The sequence below is a fragment of the Paenibacillus sp. W2I17 genome (genome assembly GCF_030815985.1).
GTDB lineage: Bacteria > Bacillota > Bacilli > Paenibacillales > Paenibacillaceae > Paenibacillus.
Genome location: NZ_JAUSXM010000001.1, coordinates 2,144,394 through 2,159,828 on the forward strand (window position 1 = coordinate 2,144,394; position 15,435 = coordinate 2,159,828).

15 protein-coding genes are annotated in these 15,435 nt (G+C 46.0%); 2 read left to right on the forward strand and 13 right to left on the reverse strand.

Annotated features, from left to right (window positions below):
• Window positions 1–34: 34 nt before the first annotated feature.
• Together sucC and QF041_RS09365 are read right to left on the reverse strand one after the other, a co-directional pair.
• Complete coding sequence (sucC, locus tag QF041_RS09360; protein WP_062833782.1) at window positions 35–1,195, reverse strand: ADP-forming succinate--CoA ligase subunit beta; 1,161 nt, start codon at window positions 1,193–1,195, stop codon at window positions 35–37.
• Between the two features lie 243 nt (window positions 1,196–1,438).
• Window positions 1,439–1,894 (reverse strand): MarR family winged helix-turn-helix transcriptional regulator, encoded by a 456-nt coding sequence (locus QF041_RS09365; RefSeq protein ID WP_076208912.1) that lies wholly within the window; start codon window positions 1,892–1,894, stop codon window positions 1,439–1,441.
• A gap of 357 nt (window positions 1,895–2,251) precedes the next feature.
• Here QF041_RS09365 and QF041_RS09370 point away from each other — a divergent pair, with 357 nt between their 5' ends.
• Window positions 2,252–3,862 carry a YifB family Mg chelatase-like AAA ATPase gene (locus tag QF041_RS09370; protein WP_307413705.1) on the forward strand — a complete coding sequence of 537 codons (1,611 nt, stop codon included), beginning with the start codon at window positions 2,252–2,254 and terminating at the stop codon, window positions 3,860–3,862.
• A 232-nt stretch (window positions 3,863–4,094) separates the two neighbouring features.
• Here the strand turns inward: QF041_RS09370 and QF041_RS09375 are convergent, their stop codons facing one another.
• From QF041_RS09375 to rplS, 10 genes are all read right to left on the reverse strand, one after another.
• The gene (locus QF041_RS09375) at window positions 4,095–4,646 is read right to left on the reverse strand and encodes a nitroreductase family protein (RefSeq protein WP_124114062.1); all 552 of its coding nucleotides are present in this window, start codon (window positions 4,644–4,646) and stop codon (window positions 4,095–4,097) included.
• A 287-nt stretch (window positions 4,647–4,933) separates the two neighbouring features.
• Complete coding sequence (locus QF041_RS09380) at window positions 4,934–6,115, reverse strand: carboxypeptidase-like regulatory domain-containing protein (RefSeq protein WP_307413707.1); 1,182 nt, start codon at window positions 6,113–6,115, stop codon at window positions 4,934–4,936.
• A gap of 62 nt (window positions 6,116–6,177) precedes the next feature.
• The gene (locus QF041_RS09385) at window positions 6,178–6,339 is read right to left on the reverse strand and encodes a paeninodin family lasso peptide (RefSeq protein WP_307413709.1); all 162 of its coding nucleotides are present in this window, start codon (window positions 6,337–6,339) and stop codon (window positions 6,178–6,180) included.
• Window positions 6,340–6,804: 465 nt separating this feature from the next.
• Complete coding sequence (locus tag QF041_RS09390) at window positions 6,805–7,059, reverse strand: YraN family protein (protein ID WP_307413711.1); 255 nt, start codon at window positions 7,057–7,059, stop codon at window positions 6,805–6,807.
• Entirely contained in the window at window positions 7,053–7,364 is a 312-nt protein-coding gene (locus QF041_RS09395) for an EscU/YscU/HrcU family type III secretion system export apparatus switch protein (RefSeq protein ID WP_145318964.1), read from the reverse strand. The genes QF041_RS09390 and QF041_RS09395 overlap by 7 nt, the downstream gene beginning before the upstream one ends.
• Window positions 7,361–9,424 carry a DNA ligase gene (locus QF041_RS09400; RefSeq protein WP_307413714.1) on the reverse strand — a complete coding sequence of 688 codons (2,064 nt, stop codon included), beginning with the start codon at window positions 9,422–9,424 and terminating at the stop codon, window positions 7,361–7,363. The genes QF041_RS09395 and QF041_RS09400 overlap by 4 nt, the downstream gene beginning before the upstream one ends.
• Window positions 9,425–9,454: 30 nt before the next feature.
• Window positions 9,455–10,156, reverse strand: coding sequence for a ribonuclease HII (locus QF041_RS09405; protein ID WP_143760254.1), 702 nt, complete (start codon window positions 10,154–10,156; stop codon window positions 9,455–9,457).
• 464 nt (window positions 10,157–10,620) lie between these two features.
• Window positions 10,621–11,484 (reverse strand): ribosome biogenesis GTPase YlqF, encoded by an 864-nt coding sequence (gene ylqF / locus QF041_RS09410; protein WP_036670353.1) that lies wholly within the window; start codon window positions 11,482–11,484, stop codon window positions 10,621–10,623.
• Window positions 11,485–11,514: 30 nt separating this feature from the next.
• Window positions 11,515–12,135, reverse strand: a complete 621-nt coding sequence (gene lepB, locus QF041_RS09415) for a signal peptidase I (protein ID WP_017689211.1) — start codon at window positions 12,133–12,135, stop codon at window positions 11,515–11,517.
• A gap of 357 nt (window positions 12,136–12,492) precedes the next feature.
• Window positions 12,493–12,834, reverse strand: a complete 342-nt coding sequence (gene rplS / locus QF041_RS09420; RefSeq protein ID WP_024630190.1) for a 50S ribosomal protein L19 — start codon at window positions 12,832–12,834, stop codon at window positions 12,493–12,495.
• Between the two features lie 349 nt (window positions 12,835–13,183).
• On the opposite strand from rplS, the gene QF041_RS09425 reads away from it, so the two are divergent.
• A complete protein-coding gene (locus tag QF041_RS09425; RefSeq protein WP_307413718.1) occupies window positions 13,184–14,149 on the forward strand; it encodes a polysaccharide deacetylase family protein in 966 nt (321 codons plus the stop codon).
• Between the two features lie 3 nt (window positions 14,150–14,152).
• On the opposite strand, the gene QF041_RS09430 is transcribed toward QF041_RS09425, so the two are convergent.
• Window positions 14,153–15,400, reverse strand: a complete 1,248-nt coding sequence (locus QF041_RS09430; protein ID WP_307416935.1) for a hypothetical protein — start codon at window positions 15,398–15,400, stop codon at window positions 14,153–14,155.
• Window positions 15,401–15,435 lie beyond the last annotated feature (35 nt).

The window sequence follows — 15,435 nt, forward strand, 5'->3', positions numbered from 1 at the left end:
AATTCCCGGACAGCTCCGGTACTAAGGAATGAACTTATTTTACGAGGGCAACAATTTTCTGTGCACCATCGGCCATGGAATCAGCAGGAACGATATTCAGGCCAGATTCACCCAGAATACGTTTGCCAAGCTCCACGTTAGTTCCTTCAAGACGAACAACCAGCGGTTTGGTCAGGCCAAGCTGCTTCGCGGCTTCAACAACACCATTGGCAATAACATCACAGCGCATGATGCCACCGAAAATGTTAACAAAGATCCCAGCTACTTTGGCATCGGATAAGATGATCTTAAATGCTTCAGTCACCTTCTCCGTTGTCGCACCGCCCCCAACGTCAAGGAAGTTGGCCGGGTCTCCACCGTAGTATTTGATAATGTCCATCGTTGCCATCGCAAGTCCCGCACCATTGACCATACAGCCGATGTTGCCATCAAGTGCTATGTAGCTGAGGTCGTATTTGGAAGCTTCGATTTCTTTTTCATCCTCTTCATCCAGGTCACGCAGTTCCAAAATGTCTTTGTGACGGAACAGGGCGTTGGAGTCAAAGTTCAATTTTGCATCTAGCGCGATAACGTTTCCATCTCCGGTAACAACGAGAGGATTGATCTCGGCAATAGAGCAATCTTTTTCGACAAATGCAGTGTACAGCGCGAGCATGAACTTAACGGCTTTGTTCACCAGTTCATTCGGAATCTGAATGCTGTAAGCCAGTTTACGCGCCTGGAACACTTGCAATCCAATAGCAGGGTCAATAATTTCTTTGAAAATTTTCTCAGGTGTAGCTTCAGCTACTTCTTCAATCTCAGTACCGCCCTCTTCGGAAGCCATCATAACTACACGGCCTGTGGCACGGTCCACAACAACACCCACATAATACTCTTTGCGGATATCGCATCCTTCTTCAATCAGAAGACGTTTCACTTCTTTGCCTTCTGGTCCAGTCTGGTGTGTTACCAATACTTTGCCCAGAATTTCGGAAGCATAGGCACGAACCTCATCCGTACTCTTCGCCACTTTTACGCCGCCGGCTTTACCCCGGCCACCTGCGTGAATTTGCGCTTTAACAACAGTCACCGGACTGCCCAGTGCCTCTGCGGCCGCAACCGCTTCATCGACTGTATAAGCAACCTTTCCGTTTGGAACGGTAACTCCATACTGTTTCAGTACTTCTTTTCCTTGATATTCATGGATATTCATTCTCGAATCCTCCTATCAACATGACTGCAACAAGGCGGGTTGGTAGACTAACAAAAGACAAATGTTGACTATTTTCACTTAAACCCAATTCATTGTAACACGTTTTTAAAACGCTTTCCTTAAAAAATTAATGGTTAATAGACAGTATTTTGATATGAGTATGATCCCATATTGTGAATGCTTGGGTATATATGGAAAAAACCTCAGCTAAAAGCTAAGGTTTCCTTGATGTAAAACTACATTTTATTTTTTGGCTGCGTTAGTGTTGGTTTGGTGAACTTTCTCCAGCAACCCTTTGAACTGACCCAGCAAAGCTTCAAACTCTGTACTGTTCAAACACGCATCTCCCTGAATGGATTCAGGGATGGACAATGCCTTGTTCCGCAGCTCACGGCCGGAGTCGGTTAATGTAATTAATACTTTTCGTTCATCCTGAGCAGAGCGTTCGCGATTAATAAGTCCTGCTGACTGCAACCGTTTGAGAAGTGGTGTCAACGTTCCCGAATCGAGATAGAGTGCCTCCCCGATCTCCTTAACCGTACATTCTTCACGTTCCCACAATACCATCAGAACCAGATACTGTGAATACGTTACGCCGAGCACCTCCAGATAAGGCTGGTACATCTTCGTAATCTCACGTGAACAAGCATATATGGCAAAGCATAATTGGTTATCCAGCTTCAAACTGTCAGTCTGCATATGTCTTTCTCACCTGCCTATTGTGCATTCTATTCCTTATAAAAAAGGAACTATAAATCTATCTTATCACAAATTAGAAAAAAAACAGAATAATTGAGCACAAATGATTTTACCATTCAATTTAATTATGATAAATTAGATTGTGTAAAACATAATATTTTCACCAAAGCTATTTAATGATTTCCTTCCAGAAATAAAATTCAGGGATCAGGAAAGATGACTACAGCAATGATAATGACAGGTTGACTCCATGATTCCTTTTATATAAAATGCTTAATAGAAGCTGAGGAAGCACCTTAATTCGTAGACTGGCCCGTATTATGCGGAGTCAAGAATCGAGTGAGGTGTTTCTTTGTTATGTACGGAAAATTACACAGTGCGTGTTTGTACGGAATCGATGGCGTTCTGATCGAGGTGGAAACCGATTTATCCAATGGTCTGCCACAGACATCAATCATCGGTTTACCGGATTCAGCCATTCGTGAGGCCGTTGAACGTGTCCGTGCAGCGATTAAAAACTGCGGATATCAGTATCCTTTACAGCGGATCACAATCAATCTGGCCCCCGCTGATCTGCGAAAGGAAGGATCTTCGTTTGATCTAGCCATTGCTATTGGTTTACTTATGACAAGCGGCCAGCTTGTACTGCCTCCCCAGGAACGGACACTAGTGGTTGGCGAACTGGCGTTGGACGGTTCGATCAGGTCCGTGCCGGGCATTTTATCCATGGTGGATCTGGCCAAACGACAAGGCTTTACGTCCGTGCTCCTGCCTTTGGATAACGTGGAGGAAGCGTCACTGATTCGAGGTATCCAAGTGTTTGGCATTCGTCATTTACAAGATATTGCTCCGAAAAACCCAGATCAACCCGCTAGTTCAACGGGAATACCAAATAATTCGAATGCAGGACCAGTCGTGTTGAAAAATTATGCACACCTCGCTGCTCCTATAACTGATAAGACTCATAAGATGGCGGATAGGAAGCCGAGACAAACACCATTATTTGCAGACGACTATAGCGATGTTCTGGGGCAGCATCATGTAAAACGCGCGCTTATGATTGCTGCAGCCGGCATGCATAATATACTGCTCGTTGGACCGCCAGGCACGGGCAAAACGATGTTAATCAAACGTCTGCCCTCCATCCTTCCTCCTTTGTCAGAAGATGAAGCGTTGGAAGTCACCAAAGTATTAAGTGCCGCAGGCAAATTGAAAGAAGCGCCTCAAGGCCTGATTGCAGACAGACCTTTTCGCTCCCCTCACCACACAATATCCACCTCTGGTCTGATTGGAGGCGGTGGTATCCCAAAACCTGGTGAAGTGAGCCTTGCCCACCGTGGCATATTGTTTCTGGATGAATTACCTGAATTCCAGCGTCAAGTGCTGGAGGTATTAAGGCAGCCGTTAGAGGATCGCACAGTGACAATTAGTCGGGCACGGGCTGCATTCACCTTTCCGGCCCAGTTCATGCTTGCATGTTCCATGAATCCCTGTCCCTGCGGATATTTGTCCGCTCATTCGGAGGAGCAACGCTGCATATGTAGTCCAGCCCGTGTTGCCGCATACCGAGCTAAGATTTCAGGACCACTGCTGGACCGCATTGATCTTCAGGTTGAGGTTCCTCCACCAGGCGAGTGGCGCAAGTCTGCTGCTTCCCCTTCCTCTGAAGAAATGCAGGCAAAAGTGATCCACGCTCATCAAATTCAGGCTACACGTTATGCCAAAAGTTCGGTTCGTTGGAATAGCCAGCTTTCGGGCACACTTTTGCGACGAACGATCCATCTACCCCAAGAGGCAGAGCAACTTTTAGAGCAAACCTTGCAAACGTTGAACCTGAGCATGCGTGCACATGATCGGATTATCAAGATGGCACAGACAATTGCCGATCTGGACCATGAAGGTGAAATTGTGACAGCTCATGTGGCTGAAGCCATCCAGTATCGTCAATTGGATCTTAATTTATTTTGAGAAACTTATGGAGGAAGAACGGGGTGGCCTACCAAAAGGCAGTGAAATGGATACCAACCTGTAGACCTCAGAGGAAGATCGAGAAGGATTTCTTATGCAGATTCTACAATGCGGATACACCAACATGACAAAAAACGTACAAGCCCTTCTCTTCTGTGAAGAAAGGTACTTGTACGTAGATTTCCCTGTAAACGTAAGGGGATCGTATATAGCTAAGGTCTACAACAATTTATTATTCAAAAAGAGTGAGTTTGTCCTTAGCTGGTGTGCGTTCTTTGGCAGAAGGAATAACATCAGGATATCCCATATAAATCATGCCTACAATTTTCTCTCCCGCCTCTATTCCAAGCGGTTTGCGGAATTTGGGAGCGTACAAGAATGGCTTGGTCACCCAGAACGTTCCAATGTCTTCACTCCAGGCTGCAAGCATAAAGTTCTGAACCAATGCACTGACCGCAGCAAAGTCTTCGTCCCAGATATTCTGTCTTGGATCTTCTTCCAGCACGACAAGCATAACGGATGGAACTTGCATAATATTGGGTGAGAATTTGTTGTCTTCTCCCATTTCTGCATCAATAGCCTCCGCCAGTTTCTTCCGTCCATTTCCGGTAAACAACAAAAATCTCCAAGGTTCACGCAGTTTATGGTTAGGAGCCCAGACTGCGGTGTCCAGCAATTCTATAATCTGCTGTGTAGGAACAGCTTCTTTTTTAAATTTTTTCACCGTACGACGGTTTTGAATCGCATTTCTGACTTCATTTATTGTTTTCGTAGCTTTACTCATCGGCCGTACCTCCTGTTTATAATTATGATCTGTACCCGTAAAGATGGCTTACGGTCTGGAACAATTCGTTTATGACAAATCAAAAGATTAAAACGCCAGATTACATTCTTGATTATACACCCTTCTGTTCACGAGATTCAAAGGAAAGACGTCGACTACTAGGGCTACAGGCATTAAAAACGGTAAAGACGGCTCCGAATCCTGATCTACCGAGGGCGATCATCATGTCGGAGCCGTCTAATTAGATTAACATATTATACCAATTAAACTATCATATCAATGATGAATCAATATGAACCTGCGCCTTCAAATGTGCCATTAATAAAATCCATTTTGTTGTACTTCTCCTGGTTACCTGCAACATCTGTGCTGTAGTACTCTACCACCTTGACATCGGGAGCATAAAACTTGACGGGTCCTTCATACGTATTCCATGCTCCCCCATTGATTCGATATTGCGTTGTTTTTACGCCCGAACCTTTGACTTCATCCGTTGCCTGAAGTCTGAATGTAAATCCTTTGATGTATACCTTCCCGTTCACAGTATCTGTAATAGGAACTAATCTGTACTTGGTTACTGGAGGTGTAATATCTGCATCTTTCTTAAGTACGATATTAAACGTATTATGGTCTCCTTGTACGAGGGCAACGTTCTGAGTCGATTTTAAGTACCCTGCTGCTTCCCCCGTTATTGTTCTGGTGCCTGTTGGCACGCGCTTTATGAAATAATTTCCTTGAGCATCCGTTGTTGTTGTTGCCGAGCCTCCGGCATTAACTTTAGCTCCACTTACTGGATTGCCCGCCTCATCTACGACTTTCCCCCGCACATGTGCAGCTTCTGTCAAAACAACATCTACGATTAAGGTTTTTCCAGCCTGAACATTCAAACGATCCTGTTCATAAAGCATATAATCCGCAGAATCTACCCAGATCGCAATGTTTGGATTGTAGTCAAAATCAAGCCCAGTAACGGCATACCGACCTTGCTGATCTGTTTTAACCGGGCGATCCAAGGCTCCTGTTACTTTGACCAGGGCATCTGGAATCGGATTGCCTGTTTGATCGGTTACAGACCCTACAATCGTAGAAGGTTCATATAGCTCGAAATTAACCAGAATCTGTTCCCCTTCTGACAAATAGTAGGTATTACGGTGCCTGTCTGTCACATAGCCCTCTGCTTCAATTATAAAACTAATTTCCGTATAATCCTGGACAGACTCAAGTATAGAATAACTTCCAGTACCATCTGTCTTTACGCTTTTTTCAGTTTCTTCCCCTTGATATCTAAGGGAATACTTGATGGTTGCATCCTGGATAGGAAACCCTTCAAGATCAGTAACTTTACCTGATATTTTTGCCTGTGTAGACGGATCGGCTGCATAAGAAACTCCGGAATACATGATTCCAAACAAAATGAAACATAAAGATAGTGTACTTAGTCGAATTACCCATTTGATACTTGTCTGCATCTTCTCACTACACCTCACCATTTATTTTTATGGATCAAACCATTCCTCTTTAGCCTCTTTAATTAACTGACCATAAGTTCAAGCTTCCAGAATTCTCCGTCCCAAACATATTGCCAAATCCCCTGGCCACCGTTCATGGTCTCGCTGATATCCAGCACTTCCATCCGAGGGCACTCCCATACTTGTTTTACTGTGTTGTTCGAAGCATTATGAAGCTCTTTCATACATCCCACCAACCTCTCTTTAAATTTTTCAACGTTCTTATTTTATTACAAATGATACGATTTGTATCCAAAAATTCTGAAATACAATGATTTTATTATCAATGCTCTATCCTCTGTTTTGTGATTTCATAGTTAAATCAAAAAAAGCCGCAGTCCCTGTATGAAGAGGAACTACGGCTTTAGTATATTAACTAATTTTAAAACTAAAACGAATGCAAAGATAAGACATAATTAAACTTGTACTTCGAAATAACTGACCGACTCACATTAAAAAGATACATTACGTATCACTTAATACAGCAATAACTTTGAGTGTAATTCTTAAAAAGCATTAACAATATGATTCACAGAGACAGTTTTTCCTGATTGATCAAGCATTACGGCAATTACATCAAAACGGATCTGAAGTTCCGTCTCTCCCGTCATTTGCAAATACACGGATGCGGTTGAACGCACCTGCTGCATTTAACGCATATCAACCGATTCCTGAGGTGTACCGTACTGAGCGGCTCCACTTCTGCTTCTTACTTCCACAAAGACAATCAGGCCCTCGCAGGAAGCAATGATGTCAATCTCACCGCTACGGCAACGCCAGTTCTGTCTAATGATCCGATAATCGTGCTCTCGCAACCATTGACAGGCAGCTTCTTCACCTAATCGGCCCTTCTGCTGTCGTGTAAGCTTCAGTCCCGGACCCTTGCCTGATCTATGTTCTACCATGACTCATCTTCCTTACGCCCCGAAGCCAGTCGATCTGCACGATAGACATACGTTAGAACCTCTGCGACCAGTTGATACAGTTCTGCTGGAATCTGTTCATCCAGATCCAACTTGGAGAGCACCTCCACAAGTGCTGCATCCTCCTGAACAGCCACGCCATTTTCTCTGGCTTTATCCAAAATGGCTTCTGCCACTTTGCCACGCCCCTTGGCTACAACAACAGGTGCTTCACTCTCTCCAGGGACATATTTTAGGGCAACTGCCTTTTTGGAGAGCAGATCGGGTTGTGACGACTCGTCTTTCATACCTTCAAGTCCACCCCTTTGTATCGTTCAGGACTATAGTCCGAGGCCCGCGTTTTTCGTTCCGCGCCCGGTTCCTGCCCCACAGGCCATGGTTCCGCCTTGAAGGTCAGCAGTTGATAGCCCAGCTTGTCCAATGCCTGATGGATTACCTCTCGTCCGCTCTCCAGAAGCGCTCCCATTCCTTCGCGATCATTTAATACACGCAGACTGACAATGTTATTAACCACATGGACATCTACCAGAGTAGGCCCAAGACTTTTCATATCCAGATCAAACCATAGACGGCAGTTGGACGCATCCAGCTCACCACGAGGTCCACGACGTGATTGAATCTGAACAGACGCCGTTTCTTCCCCATCTGGTCCAGTGATCGGAATAAACCAGTGCATCTGTGCAAAAGTAGCACTGCGATCTGTCGTCAGCAATAACTGCTGACCTGTCAGATATTGCACGGCCTGTCCGGCGGCATCCTTAAGCGCCGCCGGTGCACCTTCGCTGCTGGCAAGCTGCAGCAGCAAGCCCTTCAGCGAGTCCGCATTCGCCGGACTCGCCGCATCCCCCACGCGCGGCTGCGCTGCCGCGCCGTGAACGGCCTGCTGCTCGTGCTCCGCACCGAGCAGCTTCAGCACGCGCCCCACCCACGGGTCCCCCTCGTGGGTGACAGGCGCGGGCACTGCCGCAGCTCCCGCAGGTGCCGCGGCACTACCGCCAGCCGGCGGCGCATCAGCGCCGGCTGGCAACGGCTGTGGCACGCCTCCGGCAGCCGCAGCCGCCTGGCCGCCCTGCGATGAAGGGGCGGCCTGTGCGGCCGCACCAGGCTGTGTCGGTGCGGCAGTGGACGCGCTGCGCAGGGCGTCCAGCAGCGCCAGCAGCTTGGGCGCCAACTGCGCTGCCGTAGGCGCTGCTGACGCCGCCTGGCCTGCTGCGGACGGAGTCCCCGCAGCAGCAGGCGTTTCAGCGCGGCCGTCAGTTCGCCCGGCCGCGCCTGCTTCAGGCTGGCCTGCACTTGCACGGCCAGCCACAGATTCAGCTGCCGCCCCTGGTGTTCCCGGGCGGCTCCCGGCTTGCCCCGCATCAGCCCCGCGCGGGCCCTCGCCGGGTATTCCGGTTCCAGACGGAATACCCGCACCTCCTTTGCCAGCTGTTTCAACATTGCTGGAAACTGCTTTGGCCCCGGCTTCAGCATTTCCTGTACCTCCACCGGTCTGCATGTTTCCTTTCACCGCAGTACCTGCATCCTCTGCCCCACCATCCGTCGTGGAGATCCCTCCTGCCAACGCCGCTTGTCCTTGCTGCGTCGACAAAGCTGGTGCTCCAGTTCCGGTTCCAGTCACCTGACGACCATTGCCTGATGCAGCCAATCCTTCTTCCGCCTGTGCTCCATTTAGTACGACAGGCACACCAGCCATAACAGATGGCTTCAACGTTGCAGATTGTTCTCCAGTCAGTACCGGTTTACCTGTTGTTTGTGTCAACATCGTTTCCAACTGATCAGCCAACCCGCTTAACAACTGGTGCAGAGGGGGGCCAAACACCGTCTGGTGTAATCCTTTTACTGTTTCCGCCGTAACCGGAAGACCACGCTGAAAAGCAATCCCTGTCGCCTGCACCCATTCTTCCACAGGGACCTGTGCAGGTTTGGCAGTCATCATATTCTGGACCATAGCCACATTATCCTTTGTGAGCGGCACTCCGCTACGCTGCATGGCAAGTAACAGTTCCCGGTTCCCTTTTGTATCCGGCAGTCCTACATCCTTGAGCAGGTTGTTCAGCGAAGCTTGTGGCAGCTCAGCAAGTGTTCCCGACATAGGTTTCATTACCGTTATGCCATTTTCACCTGGAGGCTGCACTTGAAGCAACGTGGTCTCACCCGGACGGAGTGGAGTCTCCAACTTGGCGCGCACCTGCACACCTTGAATCTGCAGAACTGCTTCTCCCCCATCATCGGATACACTAACGACGGAGCCACGAACCACCTGACCTTCCTTTAATTCAAGCGGTTTGGCATTGCCGGGCTTACTATCTCCCATTAACCCCTTTATCATGGAACCGATATTCAAATCTCTCCCCCTCCTTTCTTCAAACCTGTGTTAAAACAACGATTGCTGCTCTCCAAGCAGGTTGCCCAGAAAACTGCGTCGATGCATCGGGGTTGCCCCCAATGCCATAATTTGCTCCCGATGAACTTTTGTTGCATATCCTTTATGTATCGACAAACCATATTCCGGATATAATGTATCCCATTCTTCCTTACATAGTCGATCTCGCGTTACCTTGGCAATAATAGATGCCGCTGCGATCGATTGACTATTAGCGTCACCTTTAATGATGGACAGTTGAGGTACATTCACATCCACCTTCTCGGCATCCACCAGCATATAATCAGGAGTTTCTCCCAATGCTTCAACAGCTCGTTTCATCGCAAGTCTCGCAGCCTGCTTGATGTTAAGCCTATCAATTGTCTCTGCATCCGCGTACCCGATACCTACCGCCAGCGCTTTTTCCATAATGACGTCATATAATGCATCACGTTTTTTCTCCGTTAATTTCTTGGAGTCATTCACACCTTCCAGGATGAGATCCTTCGGTAAAATAACCGCCGCTGCGACAACATCCCCAAACAAACAGCCCCGTCCTACCTCATCAATACCAGCAATACGTTCAAATCCACTGTCCCAATACTCCCGCTCGTAGAGCAACAGGTCTCGAGGTTCACTGGCTTCTTTTTTCTTCTTTGGTCCAATCGGGGTATCCAGTAGATTCAACCCAATCTCTTCATTATTTTCAACCATAACGCTCATCTCCTCTACCCACGCTTTTTCAGCATGCGTATCACTTACAACTTTTTTATAATATAGACGTAGATCCTCTGTCTTTTGTTCTGTACAACCTGTCTCTCTCAGTAAAACTTTTCCTTGAGATTTACAATATAAAGATACTGATGTCTTCATTTATCGGTATTTGATGGTTTAAATTGAATATATCAGACCTCGACTAATCTAAATTGCACCACCATTTATCATAGCACGATTCTGACGCACCTGATATATAGACCAGCCAATTCCATAAAGCGTACTGTTCTTCAATCCTCTTCCATTTTATCGTTTTCGACGTATGTTCCAGCTCTACTTCCGCGTTTGTATACACAAAAAAACGACCGCTCCCGGTAATCCGGTAACGGCCGCTTCTTTCGGCACTTGTATATATGAAATGAACAGATAAAGATAATGATCTTCATCGTGTAGAGTCCATTTTTTTAATAGGGAGCTTCCATAGAAAAACGTCCCATTTTACCCGCGCGCAGTTCACGCAGAAATGCTCGTGATGCCTTTTCCAGATCAATGCGTCCACCGCTTACAACACAACCACGGATACGGCCGACTTGTTCCATAATCGCAATAACACTGTCTGAATCATCTGCATCCTTGGAGAACTCCTGAAGTCCGTATCTCTCTTCCAAAGCGTCCCAGTAATAACGCATCAGGTAACTGATTCCAAAAAAGGCGATATCCTCTGCATTCAGAATTTCCTCTTTGATCGCACCAGTTACGGCAAGACGATAACCTACATTTTGATCTTCGAACTTAGGCCACAGAATACCTGGAGTATCCAATAACTCCATTTCTTTGCCTACCTTGATCCACTGTTGCCCCTTCGTCACACCAGGACGATCTCCTGTTAACGCAATACTCCGTCCAGCCAGTCGATTAATCAGTGTTGATTTACCTACATTGGGAATCCCTACGATCAACCCGCGAACCGCACGAGGATTAATCCCTTTAGCAATTTGACGGTCAATTTTTTCTTTAAGAAGAAGCTTGGCCTGCACGGGAATATCTTTAACATTGGTTCCCGTCGAAGCATCCACAGGAAAAGCGGTAATTCCTTCTTTTTTGAAATATTCAATCCATTCTTGCGTCACTTTAGCATCTGCCAAATCTGATTTGTTCAACAAAATCATCCGGGGTTTATCCAGCAATATTTCGTCAATCATCGGATTACGGCTGGAGACAGGCAGACGGGCATCCAATAGTTCGATGACCACGTCGATGAGCTTTAACTTATCCTGAATCTGGCGTCTGGCTCGAGTCATATGACCTGGAAACCATTGTATCGTCAACTTGTCTTCACCTCATTATTTACTTCAATTTCAGTGGTTGATCCACTTAATCTCACCGATCGGCCAGAAAATCACATCTGCACGACCAATAATATCTTTTAACGAAACATAACCGATCATACGGCTGTCTGTACTATTTGGACGGTTGTCTCCCATGACAAACACATGACCTGCAGGCACTTTGCCATCAGGGAACTGTTCATTCGGGAAATCCTTCACGTTATAGGTTCCACCATTTGCTTCAGCTGCATCAATGGCTCCTTGAATATACGTTTCATCAACCTTTTTACCGTTAACCATCACGGTATCGTCCTGAACCTCAACTGTATCACCTTCTACAGCAATAACACGTTTAATGAAATCTCGACCTTCGGATGGTACGTGGAAGACGATAACTTCACCGCGCTTCGGTTCTCTGATATCATATAAGATCTCGTTGACAATCACACGTTCACCCGTTTCAAAGTTCGGCTGCATGGACGGACCGTCCACAACAAACGGCTTGAAGAGCAACCACCGAATCAGAATGACGAGAACTAATGCGATAACAATGGCTTTAAGCCATTCAACAATTTCATTTTTGGCTTTTTTGGATCGACTGTTTTTCTCTTCGGCAGGATTGCCCCGGTCATGTTGAACTTCTTGTTCCATTCAAGATCTTCCTCTCTTCATAGTACATGTTTATAGCAGTACACACATCCAGCATTCTGTATCGTTCCAATAACTCAATGGATGGATACAAAACATTCACATCAGTTATGTAATCTTTCACCAAGCATTACAGTACATTTAATCCACAATTCAAATGCCTTCAAGAGGTTGTTCAAAAAGTCGGTACTGAAACCGGTCTTTTGAACACGCACTTCAATAACTGATTTTACAAGCCTCCCGGACTATTCACCGCATGTGTTGCCATACCATTTTACTCGGAAGTGTACCTCCGGTTCAACTTTTCCCGGACAAAAACGAAAAGGGCTTGTCTCCAAGCCCTTCCCGGTATCCGTTATATTAACGAATTTCTTTAATTCTCGCTGCTTTACCGCGTAGTTCACGAAGATAATAAAGCTTCGCACGACGAACTTTACCACGGCGAGCCACTTCGATTCTATCGATTTTAGGGGAATGAAGCGGGAAAGCTCTTTCCACACCTACACCGTAAGAAATTTTACGAACTGTAAAAGTCTCACTGATTCCACCACCACGGCGTTTAATCACAACACCTTCGAACAATTGGATACGCTCACGAGTTCCCTCGATTACCTTAACGTGCACTTTCAAAGTGTCACCAGGACGAAAACTCGGAATATCCTTACGAAGTTGTTCTTGTGTAATCGCTTGAACGATATTCATCTATGACTCCCTCCTTCCGTACAGGCGTTCATACTTCTTCCAGAGATCACCTTGTCTCCTTCATTATCCATAGAGGACCGCCGTATTCCACATAACAGACTTATTGTATCACGCAGCATATCAAAACACAAGAGAAATTAAACAAATGCCTATTGATCAATCAGCAATGCTGATACTCATCCATCTCATGTTGACTTCATTCTAAAATACATTCTCTCATATGGACCGTGAATCAACGCTCTCATCTGCGAGTCAACCTGATACAGGAAAAAATACTGTAACTTCCATTGTAGAAATATCGTCTATGATATAACTTATTGACCACTTTAAAAGGAGAATCCCAAGACTCATGAAATATTGGAAAAAGATCACACTTGCCCTACTCGCCATGCTCACATGCTTCATTACACTATATTCATATGCCGTAACTCATCCAACGAATGCACTGTCACACAAAGCCTGCACTTCCTGGGACATAGTCAAACGCAAAGCATTCGAGCTGTCACACACTGACTTCTCTAACCAATCTGCGCTGGATCGTTCTACCTTCCAGATTGAACAAGGTACCGCTACAGAAGTTCCTGTGCTGATGTATCATTACATAGAGCCCAAATTGAATAATCACGAGACAGATAATAAATCCATCATTAATCTGGAGGATTTTGAGCAAAATATGAAATACCTGCATGATGAAGGCTACCGGACAATTTCACTGGATCAGCTTGAACAATATGTTAATGGAAAGTTATCCTTACCACAGAAGTCCATTGTAATTACCTTTGATGACGGATACCAGAACAATTATACTCTAGCTTACCCTGTGCTTCAGAAATATAATTTTCATGCCTCGCTGTTTGTCATAGGCAGTAAAATTCAGGATCAGCCTTCGGTATTTGAGCCCGCCATCAACAGTTTCATCTCCAAGCCAGAGATGCAGGCGGCAACTGACGTATTTGAATTTAACAGCCATACCTATAACCTGCATCATAAGGGATTTATGCGCTGTGGGAACAGCGTACCTGTCGGTCTGGACACCAGTCTTCTGGATGATGATATCCAGCATATGAAGGAAACCGGAATAGACACACCTTATTTAGCCTATCCTTTTGGTTATACCAGCACACAGATGATCTACAAGTTACAGCAACATGGATATCGCATGGCTTTTACCGTAAAGTCTGGATTTGTGCATCCAGGAGATCATCCCATGAAGCTGCCTCGCTTGACGGTCACGACAGGTACTGATTTGGCGACCTTGCTTCAACCCGAATCCAGTCCGCAGAACGAATTACCTGCATCGGAGAATGATAAGTAAAACCTAGATTTTAACTTCACCGCCCGGATACAGAGTCGAGCTATACAGCCTTTTTAGCTGTGGCTTGGCTCTTTTTGCATCGGTAAGTGATAATGTCATCGGAGAGCTGGAATACATCACTGCTTTCTCTGCGTCATAGATGATGATCTGTTCTTTCCCCGTCTGAACCAGGTCTGCATGTACCGCATATCCCTCTTTCGGGAATTCAGTAACCGTTTTCATATCTCCATCTACCAAAGAAGGCAACACATCTCCACCTCTGCGATACGCCAAAATATAATCGAGTCCACCTTCATCCCAGTTACATACAGGCTCTATAATGGTTAACCAGCCACGAGTCGTGCGGTTTTCTTTCCATATTTCTTTCCCAGCGCTATCCAGCATGAACATTCCATCCTTACCATGCTCATCCCCCCGGACAATCCGGTCCAGACCTGCAATCTGTAAACCTTCCATTCCAGTACAAAAATGGCCTAACGCAATATGCTGTGATTCAATCGAGTCTTCATAACGCCACTTCTCATTACCGTAGCGGTCCATCATGACCGTAACACTGCCACCGATAACAACCTCAACTTCCCCATCACCGTCAACGTCTCCAAACCATATACAGTCAGCATGATCATCGAGATTATGACAAGTCCATAATAACGTCCCATCATGATCCAGCATGTCATATCCGGCCATCACTTCATCTTTCCCATCTCCATCGATGTCATATACCCATGGAAAATGTCCCGGATTCCCTTCATGCTTCCATAACAAATTAAAATCATGATCGAGTGCCCATAACGTCTTATAGCGGTCTTTCAGTATAATGTCCATTCTCTGCTGGTTACCCGTCAGGTTGGCGAGAATAATGCAGTCATGTGCTTCATCCCCTGGCAGACCACGTGTTTCTTTGATCTCTCCGGTCCGGCCATCCAACACGAGAAATTGTTTGTCCATGACACACAACACTTCATTATTTCCATCTCCATCCCAATCTGCGATCTGAGCGGGATAGTCTGAACCCGGACCACCTGCATCGGGATCAGGAGTTCCAACCTGCCATAGTAATGTTCCTTCCAGATCAAACGCAGTCAAACAACATACCTGATGCGGGACATACCGATCGTCTATACCCCCATCTGCCTGTACCAGCAACATTTCAAGTCTGCCATCCCCATTCAAATCTCCCAAAAGCATTTTGCAGCGTTCTCCAGCTTCGCTAATATCTACTCTGGCGATTTCATAAGGCTGATTGCTCATCATCTTCCTCCTCAGCTTATCGTTGTTATTCAAAT